This is a genomic window from Mesorhizobium sp. NBSH29 (assembly GCF_015500055.1).
Lineage (GTDB): Bacteria > Pseudomonadota > Alphaproteobacteria > Rhizobiales > Rhizobiaceae > Neomesorhizobium.
Map to the genome: position 1 here is coordinate 1,626,200 of NZ_CP045492.1, position 18,596 is coordinate 1,644,795.

The 18,596-nt window shown below is 60.6% G+C and carries 14 protein-coding genes; 7 read left to right on the forward strand and 7 right to left on the reverse strand.

The annotated features are described in order from the left end of the window. Window positions 1-134: 134 nt before the first annotated feature. The 4 genes from fdhF to GA830_RS08115 form a co-directional block, all read right to left on the reverse strand. Window positions 135-3,014 (reverse strand): formate dehydrogenase subunit alpha, encoded by a 2,880-nt coding sequence (fdhF, locus tag GA830_RS08100; RefSeq protein WP_195164529.1) that lies wholly within the window; start codon window positions 3,012-3,014, stop codon window positions 135-137. A 37-nt stretch (window positions 3,015-3,051) separates the two neighbouring features. Continuing rightward, window positions 3,052-4,608, reverse strand: a complete 1,557-nt coding sequence (locus GA830_RS08105; RefSeq protein WP_195164530.1) for a formate dehydrogenase beta subunit — start codon at window positions 4,606-4,608, stop codon at window positions 3,052-3,054. Continuing rightward, entirely contained in the window at window positions 4,605-5,084 is a 480-nt protein-coding gene (locus tag GA830_RS08110) for a formate dehydrogenase subunit gamma (protein ID WP_195164531.1), read from the reverse strand. Before GA830_RS08110 ends, GA830_RS08105 begins: the two co-directional genes overlap by 4 nt. A 131-nt stretch (window positions 5,085-5,215) precedes the next feature. Continuing rightward, window positions 5,216-6,115, reverse strand: a complete 900-nt coding sequence (locus GA830_RS08115; protein ID WP_195164532.1) for a LysR family transcriptional regulator — start codon at window positions 6,113-6,115, stop codon at window positions 5,216-5,218. Between the two features lie 206 nt (window positions 6,116-6,321). Between GA830_RS08115 and GA830_RS08120 the strand changes: the two genes are divergently transcribed. The 3 genes from GA830_RS08120 to GA830_RS08130 all read left to right on the forward strand — a co-directional run bounded on the left by GA830_RS08120 (window position 6,322) and on the right by GA830_RS08130 (window position 9,221). Beyond that, window positions 6,322-6,966 (forward strand): DUF47 domain-containing protein, encoded by a 645-nt coding sequence (locus tag GA830_RS08120; protein ID WP_195164847.1) that lies wholly within the window; start codon window positions 6,322-6,324, stop codon window positions 6,964-6,966. Further along, a complete protein-coding gene (locus GA830_RS08125; RefSeq protein WP_195164533.1) occupies window positions 6,966-7,970 on the forward strand; it encodes an inorganic phosphate transporter in 1,005 nt (334 codons plus the stop codon). Before GA830_RS08120 ends, GA830_RS08125 begins: the two co-directional genes overlap by 1 nt. A gap of 81 nt (window positions 7,971-8,051) precedes the next feature. After that, window positions 8,052-9,221 carry an Mrp/NBP35 family ATP-binding protein gene (locus GA830_RS08130; protein WP_195164534.1) on the forward strand — a complete coding sequence of 390 codons (1,170 nt, stop codon included), beginning with the start codon at window positions 8,052-8,054 and terminating at the stop codon, window positions 9,219-9,221. Between the two features lie 63 nt (window positions 9,222-9,284). On the opposite strand, the gene GA830_RS08135 is transcribed toward GA830_RS08130, so the two are convergent. Continuing rightward, the gene (locus tag GA830_RS08135) at window positions 9,285-10,238 is read right to left on the reverse strand and encodes an NAD(P)H-dependent flavin oxidoreductase (protein WP_195164535.1); all 954 of its coding nucleotides are present in this window, start codon (window positions 10,236-10,238) and stop codon (window positions 9,285-9,287) included. Between the two features lie 229 nt (window positions 10,239-10,467). Between GA830_RS08135 and GA830_RS08140 the strand changes: the two genes are divergently transcribed. Beyond that, window positions 10,468-11,631, forward strand: a complete 1,164-nt coding sequence (locus tag GA830_RS08140) for a hypothetical protein (RefSeq protein WP_195164536.1) — start codon at window positions 10,468-10,470, stop codon at window positions 11,629-11,631. A gap of 23 nt (window positions 11,632-11,654) precedes the next feature. Here the strand turns inward: GA830_RS08140 and GA830_RS08145 are convergent, their stop codons facing one another. Together GA830_RS08145 and GA830_RS08150 are read right to left on the reverse strand one after the other, a co-directional pair. Then, a complete protein-coding gene (locus GA830_RS08145; protein WP_195164537.1) occupies window positions 11,655-13,256 on the reverse strand; it encodes a cisplatin damage response ATP-dependent DNA ligase in 1,602 nt (533 codons plus the stop codon). Then, window positions 13,253-14,263 (reverse strand): ligase-associated DNA damage response exonuclease, encoded by a 1,011-nt coding sequence (locus tag GA830_RS08150; protein ID WP_195164538.1) that lies wholly within the window; start codon window positions 14,261-14,263, stop codon window positions 13,253-13,255. Before GA830_RS08150 ends, GA830_RS08145 begins: the two co-directional genes overlap by 4 nt. A gap of 106 nt (window positions 14,264-14,369) precedes the next feature. On the opposite strand from GA830_RS08150, the gene GA830_RS08155 reads away from it, so the two are divergent. From GA830_RS08155 to pdeM, 3 genes are all read left to right on the forward strand, one after another. Further along, complete coding sequence (locus GA830_RS08155; protein WP_195164539.1) at window positions 14,370-15,275, forward strand: class I SAM-dependent DNA methyltransferase; 906 nt, start codon at window positions 14,370-14,372, stop codon at window positions 15,273-15,275. Between the two features lie 90 nt (window positions 15,276-15,365). Beyond that, window positions 15,366-17,885, forward strand: coding sequence for a ligase-associated DNA damage response DEXH box helicase (locus GA830_RS08160; protein ID WP_374939312.1), 2,520 nt, complete (start codon window positions 15,366-15,368; stop codon window positions 17,883-17,885). Further along, entirely contained in the window at window positions 17,886-18,596 is a 711-nt protein-coding gene (pdeM, locus tag GA830_RS08165) for a ligase-associated DNA damage response endonuclease PdeM (RefSeq protein ID WP_195164540.1), read from the forward strand.

Here is an 18,596-nt window from a genome sequence, read left to right on the forward strand (position 1 = left end):
CCCCACGCCGTGGGGGCGAGGAAATTCGCCCGCGCGCGCAACGCTTGTCTACCTTGGGTTCCTCGCCCCCGTGAAGCGGGGGAGAGGTGGCCCGAAGGGTCGGAGAGGGGGGTGAGCGCAGCCGTCAAAACAACCTACTCCGCCGCCACCAATTTGCCTTCGATACGCCGGCTCTGGCGGGCCTGTTCATTATATTCCGTCTGCCATTCACTCGGGCCGTTCGAAGGCGAGATTTGCACGGCAGTCACCTTGTATTCCGGGCAATTGGTGGCCCAATCGGAATAATCGGTGGTGATGACATTGGCCTGCGTGTCGGGGTGATGGAACGTGGTGTAAACCACGCCCGGCGCAACGCGGTCTGTAATCAGTGCGCGCAAGGTCGTCTCGCCAGCACGGCTGGCAATCCGCACCCAGTCGCCATCTCGCAACCCGCGATTTTCGGCGTCATGCGGATGGATCTCCAGCCGGTCCTCATCGTGCCACACCACATTGGCGGTGCGCCGTGTCTGCGCGCCGACATTATACTGCGACAGCGTGCGTCCGGTGGTGAGAAGCAGCGGGAAGCGTGGCCCGGTCCGCTCGTCAGTGGCGACATATTCAGTGCGGATGAACTTGCCCTTCCCGCGCACGAAGCCATCAATATGCATGATCGGCGTGCCCAGCGGCGCGCTATCATTACAAGGCCACTGCACCGAGCCCATTTTCTCCAGATAGGCGTAAGAAACATTGGCAAAACTTGGCGTGGTCTGGGCAATCTCGTCCATGATTTCGGATGGATGCTGATAAGCCCATGAAAGGCCCATTTCCTGGGCAATCTTCTGCGTCACTTCCCAATCAGCCAGGCCGTTCTTGGGCGCCATCACCTTGCGCACGCGGTTGATGCGGCGTTCAGCATTGGTGAAGGTGCCGTCCTTTTCGAGGAAGGTCGAACCCGGCAAAAACACATGCGCGTAATTGGCTGTCTCGTTGAGAAAAAGGTCGTGCACCACGACGCATTCCATCGCTTCCAACCCGGCAGACACATGCTTGGTGTCGGGGTCGGATTGCAAAATATCCTCGCCCTGAATGTAGATGCCTTTGAACGTGCCATCGACAGCCGCATCCAGCATGTTGGGAATGCGCAGGCCCGGCTCATTGTCCAGCTTCACGCCCCAAAGACTGTCATAGATATCGCGCACGGCGTCACCTGAAACGTGACGATAGCCGGGAAGCTCGTGCGGGAAGGAGCCCATATCGCACGCGCCCTGAACATTGTTCTGGCCGCGCAGCGGGTTCACGCCAACACCCTGACGACCAATATTGCCGGTGACCATGGCAAGGTTTGCAATGGCAATAACCGTGGTCGATCCCTGGCTGTGTTCGGTCACGCCGAGCCCGTAATAGATCGCGCCATTGCCGCCCGTGGCAAAGAGCCTTGCTGCACCGCGGATTTCTTCCGGATCAACGCCAGACAATGTGCCGACAGTCTCTGGGCTGTTTTCAGGCAGCGCCACAAACGACGCCCAATCCTGAAACTCATCCCAGTCGCAGCGCTCGCGAATGAAGGCTTCGTCGAACAGGCCCTCGGTCACGATCACATGCGCAAGCGCGGTGAGAACCGCAACATTGGTGCCGGGCTTCAGCGGCAGATGGTGGCTGGCCTCCACATGGGCCGAACGCACAATGTCGGTGCGGCGTGGATCAACCACGATCAGCTTGGCACCGGCGCGCAAGCGCTTTTTAAGGCGTGAGGCAAATACCGGATGCCCATCAGTCGGGTTCGCACCGATGATCAGCACAACATCGGTATGTTCAACGGAATCGAAATCCTGCGTTCCGGCCGATGTGCCAAATGTCTGGCCAAGTCCGTAGCCGGTCGGCGAGTGGCAAACGCGCGCACAGGTATCGACATTGTTGTTGCCAAAACCCTGCCGCACCAGCTTCTGCACAAGATAGGTTTCTTCATTGGTGCAGCGCGATGAGGTGATGCCGCCAACCGCACCGCGTCCATATTGATACTGGATGCGGCGGAATTCCTTGGCGACATGGCTGAACGCTTCTTCCCATGTCACTTCGCGCCAGGGGTCGGTAATTTTCTCGCGCACCATCGGGTTGAGGATGCGGTCCTTATGGGTGGAATAGCCATAGGCGAAGCGGCCCTTCACGCAGGAATGGCCGCGATTGGCCTTGCCATCCTTGTAGGGAACCATGCGCACAAGCTCATCGCCGCGCATTTCGGCCTTGAACGAGCAGCCCACGCCGCAATAGGCGCAAGTGGTCACCACCGAATGCTCGGGCTGGCCGATCTCGATGACCGATTTTTCTGTCAGTGTTGCGGTCGGGCAGGCCTGCACGCAAGCACCGCAAGACACGCATTCAGACGAGATGAAATCCTGATGCATGCCGGGCGACACCCGGCTCTCAAAGCCGCGCCCCTCAATGGTCAGCGCGAAGGTTCCCTGAACTTCCTCGCAGGCCCGCACGCAGCGCGAGCAGACAATGCATTTCGAAGGGTCATAGGTGAAATAGGGGTTGGATTCATCCTTCGGCATATAGCGGAAGTTTTCTGCCCCGCCCTGTTTCTTGAAGACGTGGTTTTCGCCCTCATAGCCGTAGCGCACATCGCGCAGGCCCACCACGCCGGCCATATCCTGCAATTCGCAATCACCATTTGCAGCGCAGGTCAGGCAGTCGAGCGGATGGTCGGAAATATAAAGCTCCATCACGCCGCGACGGATGTCTTTCAAACGGCCCGTCTGGGTTTTGACCACCATGCCTTGCGATACAGGAGTGGTGCAGGAAGAGGGCGTGCCATTGCGCCCCTCAATCTCGACAAGACACAAGCGGCAAGAGCCGAACGCATCCACCATATCGGTGGCGCAGAGTTTTGGAATGGCGATGCCAGCTTCCATCGAAGCGCGCATGATGGAGGTGCCCTCCGGCACCGTCACATCAAAACCGTCAACATTCAGCGTCACCTGCTTTTCAGACCTGGAAGCCGGCGTACCAAAATCTATTTCGTGGATCAGGCCCATCAGACAGTTCCTTCGAAAATGAGATGAAGTGTGCCCATCACTCAGCCGCCTCCGCCAATACCCGCGGCGCAAAATCGTCGGGGAAATGATTGATGGCGCTCATGACCGGGTAGGGCGTGAACCCGCCCAAGGCGCAGAGCGAACCAAACTTCATCGTGTTGCAAAGATCGCTGACCAGAGCGAGGTTTTTTTCCGGCTCGATACCAGCGCCAATCTGGTCGAGCGTTTCCACGCCGCGCGTCGAGCCGATGCGGCATGGCGTGCATTTTCCGCAGCTTTCAATGGCACAGAATTCCATCGCAAAGCGCGCCTGTTTCAGCATGTCGGCTGTCTCGTCAAAGACAACGATGCCGGCATGGCCGATCAACCCGTCGCGTGCGGCAAAGGCTTCATAGTCAAATGGCGTGTCGAACAGCGATTGCGGGAAATAGGCCCCCAACGGCCCGCCCACCTGCACCGCTTTGACGGGCCGTCCGGTCGCGGTGCCGCCTGCGATGTCGTTGATGATTTCGCCCAGCGAAAGCCCGAAGGCCGCCTCAAACAGCCCACCATGTTTCACATTGCCAGCGATCTGGATTGGGATAGTGCCGCGCGAGCGGCCCATGCCGAAATCCTTGTAGAAGGCAGCACCGCGATCCATGATGATCGGCACCGAAGCCAGCGAAATGACATTGTTGACGACGGTTGGCTTCCCAAACAGGCCCTGCAATGCAGGCAGCGGCGGCTTTGACCGCACCACGCCGCGCTTGCCTTCAAGGCTGTTGAGGAGGGAGGTTTCCTCGCCGCACACATAAGCGCCAGCCCCGACGCGCACTTCCATATCAAACGCGTTGGGTGAGCCCAAAACATTGACGCCCAGAACCCCCTCGCGCCGCGCAATCATGATTGCCGCTTTCATTGCCGCAATCGCGTGCGGATATTCCGAGCGGATATAGATGAAGCCCTTGGTCGCCCCAACGGCGATGCCGGCAATCGCCATGCCTTCAATCAGCACAAAGGGGTCACCCTCCATGATCATCCGGTCGGCAAAAGTGCCGCTGTCACCCTCATCGGCGTTGCAGACAATGTATTTGCGGTCCGCCTCAGCGCCAAGAACCGTGTTCCATTTGATGCCGGTCGGAAAGCCGGCGCCGCCACGCCCGCGCAGACCCGAATCCGTGACCTGGGCCACAATATCGGCTGGCGTCATCGACACCGCATGGGTCAATCCGCGCAAACCGCCATGCGCACGATAATCATCCAGCGAAAGCGGATCGGTAATGCCGCAGCGCGCGAAAGTCAGCCGCGTTTGCCGGGCGAGAAAAGGCAGCTTTTCAGGATCACCCAGAAAAAGCGGATGCGCTTGTGCATTTGCAAAGCCCGTATCAATAAGCCTCGCAACATCCCTTGGTTTCACCGGTCCAAACGCCACGCGGCCAGCGCCGGTGTCGATCTCAACCATCGGCTCCAGCCAATAGAGCCCGCGCGAACCATTGCGCACGAGGCGCGCATCAAGCCCGCGGGCTGCAATCTCAGCGCTGATGGCGGCAGCAACCTTGTCTGCGCCAACGGCAATGGCACCGGAATCGCCGGGAATGTAGATTGTGGCGGTCACGCGCGCACCTCCTCGATGATCGCGTCAAAAGCGTCCTGATCGACGCGGCCCATCACCTGCCCGTCCAGCATGACAGCCGGCGCACAGGCGCACAGCCCGAGGCAATAAATGGGTTCCAGCGTCACCGAACCATCAGCAGATGTCTCGTGAAAGCCGATACCAAGCGCCTGTGAAAGCTGTGCTGCAAGCGCCTCGCCACCCATCGACTGGCAGGCTTCCGCGCGGCAGACCTTCAGCACATGCCGGCCAGCAGGTTTTGATCTATAATCATGATAGAAGCTCACCACGCCATGCACTTCAGCATTGGAAATGTTGAGCCCATGCGCAATCGCAGGAAGTGCCACCTGCGGCACATGGCCAAACTCATGCTGCAGCGCATGCAAAATGGGCAGCAAAGGCCCTTCAACGCCCTTGAATTCCTGGACAATTTCAGCCGCCCGTATAGCGGTCTCGGTACCTGCAGGCTGCATGGTCATGCAGCGCCCTCCCTAAAAAGCGGTTGCCCGCCAAGCCTCTATCAGACCAGCCCAAACGCCCCGGATCAATAAAGCTGTTTCGTCGTTTGATAGAAATTTTCTATCGAGCGCCGCTCCCACCCAGACCTAGCTCAGCGGGAACCGCGCAAATCGTCCGCCAGCGCCATTGCTTCGTCCAGAAGCGCCGCGACCAGAGGTGTGTGTGGCTCACGCTTGGCTGCCACCAGCCCGACGAGGTGTCGGGCGTCGGGCTCCACGATAGGGATGGCGCGGATCGGTTCGGCAAACCCAAAAGTCTCGGCCAGGTTTAGAGGCATGATCGACGACCATTTGCCGGTGCGGATATGGGAGAACAGAACGATCATGGAGTTCGATTCCAACGTCGGCCGCGCTTCCACGCCGACCTCTGTCAGATGCTGGTCGATGATGCGCCGGTTCTGCATGTCGGGTGTCAGCAGGCACAGAGGCAATTCGCTCACCTCCTGCCATGTCACCTGCGTGCGCTCCGACAGCGGGTTTCCAGCCGCAGTGATGAGCTGGTAGCGCTCGGAATAAAGCGGCACGCTGGTCACCCTGCCCAGAGGCTCGTTGTCGAGATAGGTGATGCCGGCATCGATGTCGAAGTTGCCGAGCAACGACAGTACCTCGATGGAAGTGCGCGACAGGATAGAGAAGGTGACCCCCGGGTGCTTTTCCCGAAAAGGCGTGGTCAGCCGGGGCAGCATGGCAAGCGCTGTCGGGATCGCGGCAATACGGATGCGCCCGGACAGCCCGTGCCTTGCAGCACGCATCTCTTCGCGCATGGTTCGTGTATCGCTGGTGATGCGCCGCGCCCACACCAGAACCTGCTCACCCTCCTGCGTCAGGCCCTGAAAGCGGGAGCCGCGCAGCACGAGCATGACGCCGAGCTGGTCCTCAAGCTGCTTGATGGCGGCAGAGAGCGTCGGCTGGGTCACGCCAAGCGTTTCAGCCGCGCGCCCAAAATGCTGCTCGCGCGCCAGCGCAATGAAAAATTCCAGCCTGTCGATCATGCCGCGAGGCTAACGGGCAATGCCGCGCAACACCAGCGCCCGCTATGCGCTGCAAAGCGCCGAAATGGCGTTTTCAGGTGTATGAGATAGCGCTTTGTTGGCGTATTCCCCTGTTTTTTGCCGGCTTAATGGTGCGCGAGGGCTGTCCGCACACTAGGTTTGTCCCTGCTTTGCGCACAAAGACGATTCGCTGGAAGGAATAAATGATGCTCGGCTGGTTCAGGGCTCTCATGCCGCGAGAGGACCGCTTTTTCGATCTGTTTGACGAACACGCCCAGATCGTGTTGCGCGCCTCGAAGGCGTTGCAGAAGCTGTTGGCAGGCGAGGGCGATGCAGCGACCCTGTGCCAGCAGATCATGGATCTCGAAAACGAAGCCGACGCTGTCACGGCCAAGGTCATGACCGCTGTCCACAAGAGCTTCATTACCCCCTTCGATCGCGGCGACATCAAGGATCTGATTCAGTCGCTGGACGACGCCGTCGACATGATGCGCAAGACGGTCAAGACCATCATCCTGTTCGAGCAGAAGGATTTCGATCCGCGCATGCAGGAGATGGGCAAGCTGATCGTGGAAGCCGCGGAGCTGACGGCCAAAGCCATTCCGCTGCTCAACAAGGTCGGGACACACGCTGAAAAGCTTCAGCAGATCGCCGGCGAGGTCAAGCGCGTCGAAAGCCGCTCCGATGCGCTTCATGATGAAGGTCTGAAAGACCTGTTTCAGCGTCACCGTGACAGTGATCCCATGGCCTATATGATTGGTTCGGAAATTTATGGCGAGTTGGAAAAGGCGGTCGACCGGTTCGAGGACGTCGCCAATGAAATCAGCGGCATTGTGGTCGAAAACGTCTGATGGACGCGTCTCTCGCCTTCCCGCTGCTGATCGCGCTGATCGGTGTGGCGCTGTTCTTTGATTTCCTGAACGGCCTGCACGACGCTGCCAATTCAATCGCGACCATCGTCTCGACGCGGGTTCTGCGACCGCAATATGCCGTCGCCTGGGCGGCGTTTTTCAACTTTATCGCCTTTCTATTTTTCGGCCTGCATGTCGCCGAGACACTTGGTACCGGCATCATCGACGCCTCGGTGATCGACCCGCGCGTGATCTTTGCCGCCCTGATCGGCGCTATTTCGTGGAATATCATCACCTGGATCTACGGCATCCCTTCAAGCAGCTCCCATGCCCTGATCGGCGGTCTGGTGGGCGCCGGCGTGGCCAAGGCGGGTGGCGGCGCGCTGGTGTTTTCGGGTCTGTTCAAAACCACGGCGGCGATTGTGCTGTCGCCGTTCACCGGGTTCATCCTGGCGTTGTTTCTGATTCTCGCCGTGTCATGGCTGTTCGTGCGCTATTCGCCATTCCAGGTGGATGGCGTCTTCCGGGTCATGCAGTTCATTTCGGCGTCGATGTATTCGCTCGGTCATGGCGGCAATGATGCGCAGAAGACCATGGGTATCATTGCCGTGCTGCTTTATTCGCAGGGCATGCTGGGTGATGAATTTTACGTGCCGTTCTGGGTGGTGATCACCTGCCAGTCGGTGCTGGCGCTTGGAACTCTGTTCGGCGGCTGGCGCATTGTTCACACGATGGGCTCCAAGATCACCAAGTTGAACCCTATGCAGGGTTTTTGTGCTGAAACCGGTGGCGCCATCACGCTGTTTGCGGCGACCTATCTTGGCATTCCGGTATCAACCACCCACACCATCACCGGTGCCATCATCGGCGTCGGCGCGGCGCGACGCGTTTCGGCGGTGCGCTGGGGCCTGGCCTCCAACATTGTCACCGCCTGGATACTCACTTTGCCTGCCGCTGCCGCAATATCCGCGCTCACCTATTGGGTTACCGGCCTGTTTGGCTGAAAGCCTGTCGGCTCTGGTGCTTGGTTCCGCGACTGATCTGCACTATCTGGGACTGAACGGAACAGGAAGTGCGAACACAATATGCCGGTGAATAAGGAAACGGTCCTCGATCAACTCAAGACCGTGAAGGGCCCCGATTTCGAAGGCGATATCGTCAGCCTTGGGCTGGTTTCGGATATTTTCATTGCCGATGCCAAAGTTTTCTTTTCCATCACCGTCCCTGCCGCACGCGCGCAGGAACTTGAGCCGCTGCGCGCCGCTGCCGAGCGTGTCGTGACCGCCATTCCTGGCGTCGCCGGCGTTGTCGTCGCCCTGACAGCCGAGAAAAAAGGCGGCGGCATGGAAGCACCAGTGCAACCCCGTCCCGCCGCCCCGGCTTCAGCGCCGCGCCCAGCCCCGCCAACCGCGCCGCATGCACCAAAAGGCCCTCAATCCGGTCGTCGCGGCGTACCGGGTATCGAGAGCATCATTGCAGTCGCGTCCGGCAAGGGTGGCGTCGGCAAATCCACAACCGCCGCTAACATCGCGCTTGGCCTGGCAGCCATTGGGCTGAGGGTCGGTGTTCTGGACGCCGATATCTATGGGCCCTCGATGCCACGCCTGCTCGGCATTCAGGGAAGGCCGGAAACGGTTGACGGCAAGATACTCAAGCCGAAGGAGAACTTCGGCCTTAAGGTGATGTCGATGGGCTTCCTCGTCGATGAGGAGACACCGATGATCTGGCGTGGCCCGATGGTCATGTCAGCATTGACGCAGATGCTGCGCGAGGTGGAATGGGGGCCGCTCGACGTGCTGGTCGTCGACATGCCCCCCGGCACCGGCGACGCACAATTGACAATGGCGCAGCAGGTGCCACTGGCCGGCGCGGTGATCGTTTCAACACCGCAGGATTTGGCTCTGATCGATGCCCGCAAGGGGCTGAACATGTTCAAGAAGGTCGATGTTCCATTGCTCGGCATTGTCGAGAATATGAGCTATTTTATCGCGCCCGACACCGGCAAGCGCTATGATATTTTCGGTCATGGCGGTGCCCGTAGGGAGGCCGAACGCCTCGGCGTCACATTCCTGGGCGAAGTCCCGCTGGAAATGGGCATCCGCGAACAATCCGATGCTGGCGCCCCGGTGGTCGTGTCTCGCCCGGATGGCCCGGAAGCAAAAATCTACCGCGACATCGCCACCCGCGTTTGGGAGCGTGTTCAGGAAGAGAAAGCCGGCGCCGATGCCGCCGTGCCATCTATCGTGTTCGATTAATTTACTTGGATAGCGCCCAGCGCCTCGTGGTTCGACAAGCTCACCATGAGGCGCTTGGCACCGCTATCCAACAAGCCGCGCTTTCGCTGCCTGATACTCATCCGCCAGTCGCTCTACCAACGCAGCCGTCGGAACGATCTCTTTGACTGCACCAATGCCCTGACCGCAGCCCCAGATCTCTTTCCATGCTTTTGCCGAGGCCGTCTCGAAGTTCATCTTTGATGGATCGGAGACGGCCAGATTGTCAGGGTCCATGCCGGCATGGCGGATAGATTCCTTCAGATAATTGCCATGAACGCCGGTGAACAGGTTGGAACAGACAATGTCGGCAGCCTTGGAATCGACGATCATCTGCTTGTAGGCGTCGACCGCCCGCGCCTCGTCTGTGGCAATGAAGGGCGAGCCGATATAGGCCATATCAGCTCCCATGGCCTGTGCTGCCAGCACCGCGCCGCCATTGGCAATCGCACCGGATAGAAGCAGCGGGCCGTCGAACCACTGGCGGATTTCCTGCACCAGGGCGAATGGAGACAGAGTGCCCGCATGGCCGCCTGCTCCTGCGGCGACGGCAATCAACCCATCAGCGCCGCGCCGGATCGCATTCTTGGCGTGCCGGTCGTGAATGATATCGTGCAGCACGATGCCGCCATAGGAATGCACCGCCTGGTTCACCTCCTCGACCGCGCCGAGCGAGGAGATGACGATGGGCACCTTGTACTTCACACACATGCGCAGATCATGCTCCAGCCTCTTATTGGACTTGTGCACGATCTGGTTGACCGCAAACGGCGCGGAAGGAGCGTCAGGGTTCATCGCGTCATGGGCGGCCAGACTTTCGGTCACCTCTGCCAGCCACTCATCCAACTGGGCTTCGGGGCGCGCATTGAGCGCGGGAAACGAGCCGACCACACCAGCCTTGCACTGCGCCAGCACCAGCGGCGGATGCGAGATGATGAACAGCGGTGCGGCGACAACCGGCAGGCGAAGGTTTTTGGAGAGGATTTCCGGCAGCGCCATGCGTGTGATTCCTTGCGGTCAAAAATTGACGTTTGCGTAAACGTCACTCTTTCTAGCAGAAGGAAACGGCAGGGCAACCGGGCAGCAAGCGGGCATTGGGCAGCAATAACTGCAAAAAGCTGGTTGTAGTCAGTTGAAAGCGCGCTTGCCGGGCGTTGAAACATTGCTTGATGGCCCCGCTGAGGCTAACGATCAGCGGGAACGATATAATGTTGGCGGGAACAGCTATTTGGACGTCATCGAAAAAGCGATCCGGGGTGCACTCGAAAAAGGTGATGCCGAGGACAAGGCCTTTCGCGAAAAGGTCTACCGCTCGGCATTTGCCGCGCTCGACAAGGCGTTGCAGGCCAACACCAGCGTAACCGTTGAAACCGCGATTGTGCGCCGCAAGGCGCTACAGGCGAAGATCACAGAAATCGAATCAGAATACATTCCGGCAGTTCCCGCCATCGATCCGGCTTCCGTCAGTTTGTCACCTGCCGCGGCGACGCCGAGCGTGGAACTGGACACGCCGCCGGTACAACGCGTCCAGCCGGCAACTACAACTGCAGCTGCCACCCGCACCGAGCCCAGCTTTGATGGTGCACCCGCTGCCGCTCCACAGCCAGCTGTAAGTGTCGAAGGGGACCGCACGACCGCCTTCACCGACAGCGACGCTCGGGCGCTTCATGTCGATCGCGTTGCGCCGCGCGCCGAAAGCGGGTTTGCAGCGGACCCGGATCTGTCGCCGCAGCGCGAGCGCCGGCGCCGACCGTTCGCCACGCTGTTTGCCCTCATCACGCTTGTGGCCCTGATTGGCGCTGGCGGCTGGTGGGCGCATGACACAGGCCTGTTTAAAACTTTCGCCGAACGTGACACGTCGGTTCCCAATCCACCAAAATCGATCGAATCCGAAGATTTTGACGCTGATGAAGAGCCGGTGCGGGCGCCCCTGAAGCCGGGCGAAACCGAGCCAGCAGGCAAGTGGATTTCCGTCTTCTCGCCTGCCGATGCCAGCTCAGTCAGCGCGCCGGCCGGGACCAGCGCAGAAGTGGTCGCTAGCGATGCAGGGCAGGTGCTGCGCATCAGTTCAGGCGACGGCGCTGCGGTGCTGTTTGATGTCGGCCAGGGCGTTCTTGAGCAGATTGCCGGGAAGCGCGCTGTCTTCGTCATCGTCGCCCGCGCCGAGGAAGGCCAGGAAACGCAGATATCAGTCACCTGCAATTTCGGCGAGCTGGGCGATTGCGGCCGCAAGCGCTACGCCGTGGGCTATGCGCGCAGCGAGTTTCTCTTCGAGGTCGAACTCCCAGCCAAACGGCCAGGCGCCGGCGGCACCATCGCCATCGGCTCCGACATTGGCACCGGGGGCAAAGCCGTGGATATTTTTGAGATCAAGGTCTCAGCCGGCGATTGAGGCGGGACTTTTAATCGGTCACTTTAATCCAGCATCGCCGTCAGGGTCTCGATCCGGTCGGCCTCGCGCGTTGGTTTGTCCCAGCGCAGGCGCGAGATGCGGGGGAAGCGCATGGCGACGCCGGACTTGTGGCGGGTGGAGCGGGCGAGACCTTCGAACGCAACTTCCAGCACCAGACCATGATCGCGGTCAGCGCGCACCGAACGCACCGGGCCAAAGCGCTCAATCGTGTTGTCCCGTACGAACTTGTCGATCTGCTTCAGTTCTTCGTCGGTAAAGCCAAAATAGGCTTTGCCAACCGGCACCAGTTCGGGTGCCTCGTCAGCGCCGGACCAGACGCCGAATGTATAGTCGGAATAGTAGCTGGAGCGCTTGCCGTGGCCGCGCTGGGCATACATCAACACGGCATCAACCGTATGCGGGTCACGTTTCCATTTGAACCACGGGCCTTTGGGCCGACCGGCGACATAGGCGGAGTCGCGCCGCTTCATCATGACCCCCTCAATGATCGGGTGGGGCGGCGCCTTGCGCAGGACTTCCAGCTGATCCCAGCTCGAAAAGCTGATCAGCGGCGACAGGTCGAAGCGTTTCGGATCAAGCAGCGTTATAAAATCTTCAAGCCGCGTGCGCCGCTCCGTAAACGGCAGGGGCCGCAAATCCCCGGTATCGATCCGTAACAGATCGTAGCAACGCACGAAGACCGGATATTTTTCACGCATCTTGGCCGACACGCTTTTGCGGTTCAGCCGCTGCTGCAGGTCGGAAAAGGACCCTGTCCAATCGGGCGGCGTGCCAACCAGCAACTCCCCGTCCAGCGTCGCGTCGAAATCCATCGCCTCGACCAGGTCCGGGAAGGCGCCCGAAATATCATCGCCGGTGCGGGAATAGAGCCGGCGCGTGTCCCCGGTCGAAACCGCCTGCACACGAATGCCATCCCATTTCCACTCGGCGGCGTAGTCGGCGGGGTCAAGCTTGGCAAGATCGTTCGGTTCCGCGGGATGGGACAGCATCACCGGGCGAAAAAGTGCCTGCGCGGTCTGCTCGGGCTTGTCGGCCTTGCCTTCCAGCCACGCAAAAAGTTCGGCATAGGGCACGGCCAATCCGTGCCACAGCTCTTCGATCTCGGCGACATCCACTGTGCCGAAATCGGCCAATGCCTGCTTGGCGAGCCTCGCCGAAACACCGATGCGCAATCCGCCGGTCACCAGCTTGATCAGCGCGAAGCGTGAGGCAATGCTGGCCTGATCGAGCAAGGCGGCAAGAACCTTCGGCCCATCGGAACGGCTGGCCGCCTGCAGGCGATCGACCACTTCGGCAAGCGTCAATTCCCGGTTGGGTTTGCGGTGCGCGTCGCCATCCGGCCATACAAGCGATACGGTTTCGGCAAGGTCGCCTACATAGTCATAGGAATAGCCGAACAGCACAGGGTCCATGCGCTCGACCACAAGCGTACGCAGCATGGCTGGCTTCACCGCCGCAATCGCCAGATCGCCGGTGATGGCCGCCAGCGCCAGGCCACGATCAGGGTCGGGTGTGCCCCGAAAATAGTCGACAAGAAGCGTCACCTTGCCATTGCGCGATGGCGTCAGCACCAGACGGTCCAGAAGTTCGGCAAAGCGGTTCACTCGGCTTCATCCTCGTAGCCGACCAGATGAAGCGGTCGGGCAGCAATGCCGTTGATCTCGCACCATCGGACAAGCGCTTCCTCGCGTCCGTGTGTGACCCAGACCTCACTGGCCCCGGTCTCCGTGATCGTCGCGGTCAATTCATCCCAGTCAGAATGATCAGAGATGATCAGTGGCAGTTCGACGCCGCGCTGTTTTGCGCGCTGGCGAATACGCATCCATCCGGAAGCAAAGCAAGAAACGGGATCAGCGAACCGCCGCGCCCAGCGGTCGGCAAAAGCCGAAGGTGGGCCAACGACTATGGCACCCGCGAAATCCTTCTTCGAGCCTTTTTCCAGTGTCGCCGGCTCCAGCGTGCCGAGCGCCACGCCCTGGGTCTCATAATACTCACTGAGACGGGCCAATGCCCCGTGAATGAAGATCGGCCGGTCGTGGCCGAGATCGCGCAGCAGGCGGATGACGCGTTGAGCCTTGCCAAGCGCATAGGCCCCGACCAGATGGGTGCGTTCTGGAAACTGCGCCACCGAATGGATCAGCCGCCCGATTTCGTCCTCTGCTGGCGGATGACGAAAGACTGGCAGCCCGAATGTCGCCTCGGTAATGAAAACATCGCAGGAAATTGGCTCGAACGGGGCGCAGGTCGGGTCACGGCGTCGCTTGTAATCGCCCGACGCAACAATGCGCACGCCCTTGTGTTCCACGCAGATCTGCGCCGAGCCCAGAACATGGCCCGCTGGATGAAAAGTAATTCTCACCCCGCCCACGTCGACCGTCTCGCCGGGCACCGCAATCTGCCTAGTGCCGGCAAAATCCTCGCCATAGCGGATCGCCATAATTTCCAGCGTTTCGCGTGTCGCCATCACATGGGCATGACCCGAACGAGCATGGTCGGCATGGCCGTGCGTGATCAGGGCGCGGTCAACCGGGCGCACCGGATCGATATAAAAATCGCCGGGCGGGCAATAGAGCCCTTCAGGGCGGGGGTGTAGCAGGTCACGTGCACGCATTCTCCCAAGATAGGCGTTTGAAGGCCGGAGAAAAGCCTGTTGCATGTCGATCCTGACTCCGCGATATAGCGCGACCGGTTGTCTTGCCGGCGGACACACCCAAAAAATGAAACCGCTTGATCTGGCATCGGGAGACCTTCTCGCCGACCGCCGCGCTGACTACGCCGAAATGCTGTTTGCCTCAGGCGAGCATGCAGCTGCCGGCGAAGTACTGCTCGGCGCACTGGAGCTTGCGCCCGGCTGGGCCCTGGGCTGGTTTAGGCTTGGCGAAATGAGGTCAGAGGCCGGCGCTTTCGAGGCAGCAGCCAAAGCCTGGCGCATGAGCCTAGAACTCGACCCAGACGACCGCGCCGGAGCAACGCTCAAGCTGGAATTGATTGGGGCGGCACCAGTATCCGATGCGCCGCCAAGCCCCTTTGTCGAAGCCCTGTTCGATCACTACGCGCCAACCTTCGAGACGGCGCTGGTGCAAAAACTCGACTACCGCGTGCCCGAATTGCTGGAGACGGCGATCCGGATTGCGCGCAGCGAGTTTGGCCCCTGCGCTGATCTTGGCTGTGGCACCGGCCTGATGGGCGAACGCCTGCGTCCAATGGTGGCGCGGCTCGACGGCTACGACATCTCGCGTGCCATGTTGAAAAAGGCCGCATCCAAAAATATCTATGACAGCCTGACAAAAGCTGATTTGCAGACGCTGGAACTGCCCCGCGCCAGCCTCGATCTGGTCACCGCCGCAGACGTCTTCATGTATGTGGGTGCGCTGGATGATCTTGTCCCCAAGGTCGCAGCCGCATTGTACCCCAGCGGCGTGTTCGCATTTTCGGTGGAGCACCATCGCGGAGAAGCAAATTTCATGCTTCTGCCTTCTCGCCGCTATGCACATTCGGAAATCCATCTGCGCGCCCTGCTGGCTGGCTCCGGCTTCACCCTCCATTCGCTCGAAAATGCGGATATCCGTAAGGACCGCGGGGAGCCGATAGAAGGGCTCATCGGCGTGGCGATCAAGCAGTAGTCTGGCCGGCGGGAGAGCGGTACGCTTTGCCGCGATCCCTTTTTGTTCTTTTTGCTTGGCCTTTTCGAATGGCAGCGCTACGTCTCGTCCGTGACCAGCCCGATCCGCTCCGCACCTGACCACACCGCATCTGCCCAACTGCCCGATCCCTTCGTGCGGTGGTTCGCAGAGCGCGGCTGGGCGCCGCGTGCCCACCAGCTCGAATTGCTGGCCAAGGCGCAGGTCGGAAAATCGGTGCTGCTGATTGCACCGACGGGCGCAGGCAAGACCCTGGCAGGCTTCTTGCCGTCGCTGACCGATCTGGCGGTGCGGCCAAAGCGCAAACCGGGCGAGGCGCACCGTGGCATTCACACGCTGTATATCTCGCCGCTGAAGGCGTTGGCCGTCGACATCGAGCGCAATCTGGGCACGCCAGTCGCCGAGATCGGACTGCCGCTCACCATGGAAACCCGCACCGGTGACACGCCGGCCCACAAGCGCCAGCGCCAGAAGCTGGTGCCGCCGGATATTCTGATGACCACGCCCGAGCAACTGGCGTTGCTGATCGCAACGCCTGACGCACCGCGTTTCTTTGCCGATCTGCGCTATGTCGTGCTGGATGAGTTGCACGCGCTGGTCACGTCCAAGCGCGGCCATCTTCTGGCGCTGGGGCTTTCCCGGCTGCGAACCATGGTGCCGACCCTCCAGGCTATAGGCCTTTCAGCCACTGTTGCCGAACCCGACGAACTGCGCCGCTGGCTGGTGCCGCAAGATCCGCAGGGCGCAATGGCTGAACTCATCACCGTCGCCGGTGGCGCCAGGCCCGACATCGCTATCCTGGAATCAGAAGAGCGCGTGCCGTGGGCCGGCCATTCGTCGCGCTACGCCATTCCCGAAATGTATGACGCGATCCGCGATCATCGCACCACCATCCTGTTCGTCAACACGCGCAGCCAGGCGGAAATGCTGTTTCAAGAACTGTGGCGGGTGAATGAGGATTCATTGCCGATTGCGCTGCATCATGGCTCGCTCGATGTGGGCCAGCGCCGACGTGTCGAAAAAGCGATGGAGACCAACAGTCTGCGCGCCATCGTGGCAACCTCGACGCTGGACCTCGGTATCGACTGGGGCGATGTCGATCTGGTCATCCATGTCGGCGCGCCCAAGGGTGCCAGCCGGCTGGCACAGCGTATCGGCCGCTCCAACCACCGCATGGACGAGCCCTCCAAGGCGCTCCTGATACCGGCCAATCGCTTTGAAGTGATCGAATGCCGGGCTGCCCTCGAAGCCAATTACATCGGGGCGCAGGATACACCGCCGCTGCTCGAAGGCGGTCTGGACGTTCTGGCGCAGCACGTTCTGGGCTCGGCCTGCGCCGACCCGTTCGATGCGGGCGCACTTTTTGACGAGGTGCGCTCGGCTGCTCCCTATACCGGCCTTGACCGCAACACTTTTGACCGCGTCATCGATTTCGTCGCAACCGGCGGCTATTCGCTCAAGACTTATGAGCGCTACGCAAAAATCCGCCAGACCAGGGACGGGCGCTGGCGCATTTCCCATCCGCGCTTTGCCCAGCAATACCGGCTCAACGTCGGAACCATCATCGAATCTCCGATGTTGAATGTGCGCTATGTGAAGGCTGGACGCGGCAAGTCATCCCGCGGCGGCGCGCAACTGGGCAAGATTGAGGAAGGCTTCATCGAGAGCCTGGCGCCGGGTGATACGTTCCTCTTTGCCGGACGTACGCTCCGATTTGAAGGCATCCGCGAAAACGAATGCTTTGTCTCCAATGCCACCGGTGTCGACGCCAAAATCCCGATCTATGCGGGGGGAAAGTTCCCGCTCTCCACCTATCTGGCCGAACAGGTGCGGCGTCTCGTCGCCGATCCCGACGAGTGGAAAAAGTTACCTGAACAGGTCTCTGACTGGCTGCGGTTGCAGCAGGAAAAATCGATCCTGCCGCCGCGCCACGATCTTTTGATTGAAACCTTCCCGCGTGCCAACCGCCACTACATGATCATTTATGCGTTCGAGGGCAGGCAGGCGCACCAGACACTTGGCATGTTGCTCACCCGCCGGCTGGAGCGGGCAGGCGCCCATCCTACCGGCTTTGTCGCTACCGAATATTCTCTCGCCATATGGGGGCTGGAAGACATGGGGGCGATGTTTGCGAGGAAAAAACCGACGCTCGCCGACTTGTTCGACGAGGATATGCTGGGCGATGACCTCGACGCGTGGCTGGCTGAAAGCTGGCTGTTGAAACGGACTTTCCGAAACTGCGCGCTGATCGCCGGGCTGATCGAAAAGCGCCATCCGGGCAAGGAAAAGTCCGGTCGCCAGGTCACGGTCTCCGCTGACCTTATTTATGACGTGCTGCGCAGCCATGAGCCTGACCACATTCTGCTTCAGGCCACCCGCGCCGATGCGGCTGCGGGTCTGCTCGATGTCAGCAGGCTGGGCACCATGCTGTCGCGTATAAAGGGCCGAATCGTGCATAAGCGTTTGACCCGCATTTCGCCGCTTGCGGTCCCCGTGATGATGGAGATCGGCAAGGAAGCGGTGGCGGGTGAGGCAAGCGAAATGCTGCTGTCGGAAGCAGCCGACATGCTGATTGACGAGGCTGCAGGCTAAATGAACGAAAGTGCTGTCCAACTGGCGAGGCGCCCCGGCGAAATCCTGATCGCCGGCGAACGCGCGCTCTGCAATGAGCACGGTGTACTCTATTTCCCGGAGTTCGAACTGCTTGTCGTGTCCGACCTGCATCTGGAGAAGGGCGCCGCCTATGCGCGGCGCGGCTCGATGGTGCCGCCTTATGATACCCAGGCGACCCTGCTGCGGTTGGCGGCTATCATTGCCCACTACGATCCACGCCGGGTGATTTCGCTGGGCGACAGTTTCCACGATGGCAAGGGTGCAGCCCTGATGCCGGAAGTCTTTCGTTTGCAACTCGCTGCCTTGATGGCGGGCCGCGAATGGTTCTGGGTCACCGGCAACCATGACCCCGAGCCGCCTGTGGGCCTGCCCGGCGAGACAGTCCAGGAACTGGCAGTCGGGGCCCTGACGTTCCGCCACGAGCCGTCGCGTGCGCCCGCTGCAGGCGAGATCGCCGGCCATCTGCATCCTTGTGCGCGCATCGTTCAGCGCGGGCGTTCGGTACGTCGCCGCTGCTTTGCCTCGGATGGAAGCCGGCTGATCATGCCGGCTTTCGGGTCCCTGACAGGCTCTCTGAATGTGCTCGACCGTGCCTATGCCGGTCTGTTTCAGCGCTCTGCCCTGATGGCATACATGTTGGGTGCAGGGCGCATTTATCCGATTGCCAGCGCCATGTTGAGACCGGGTTGA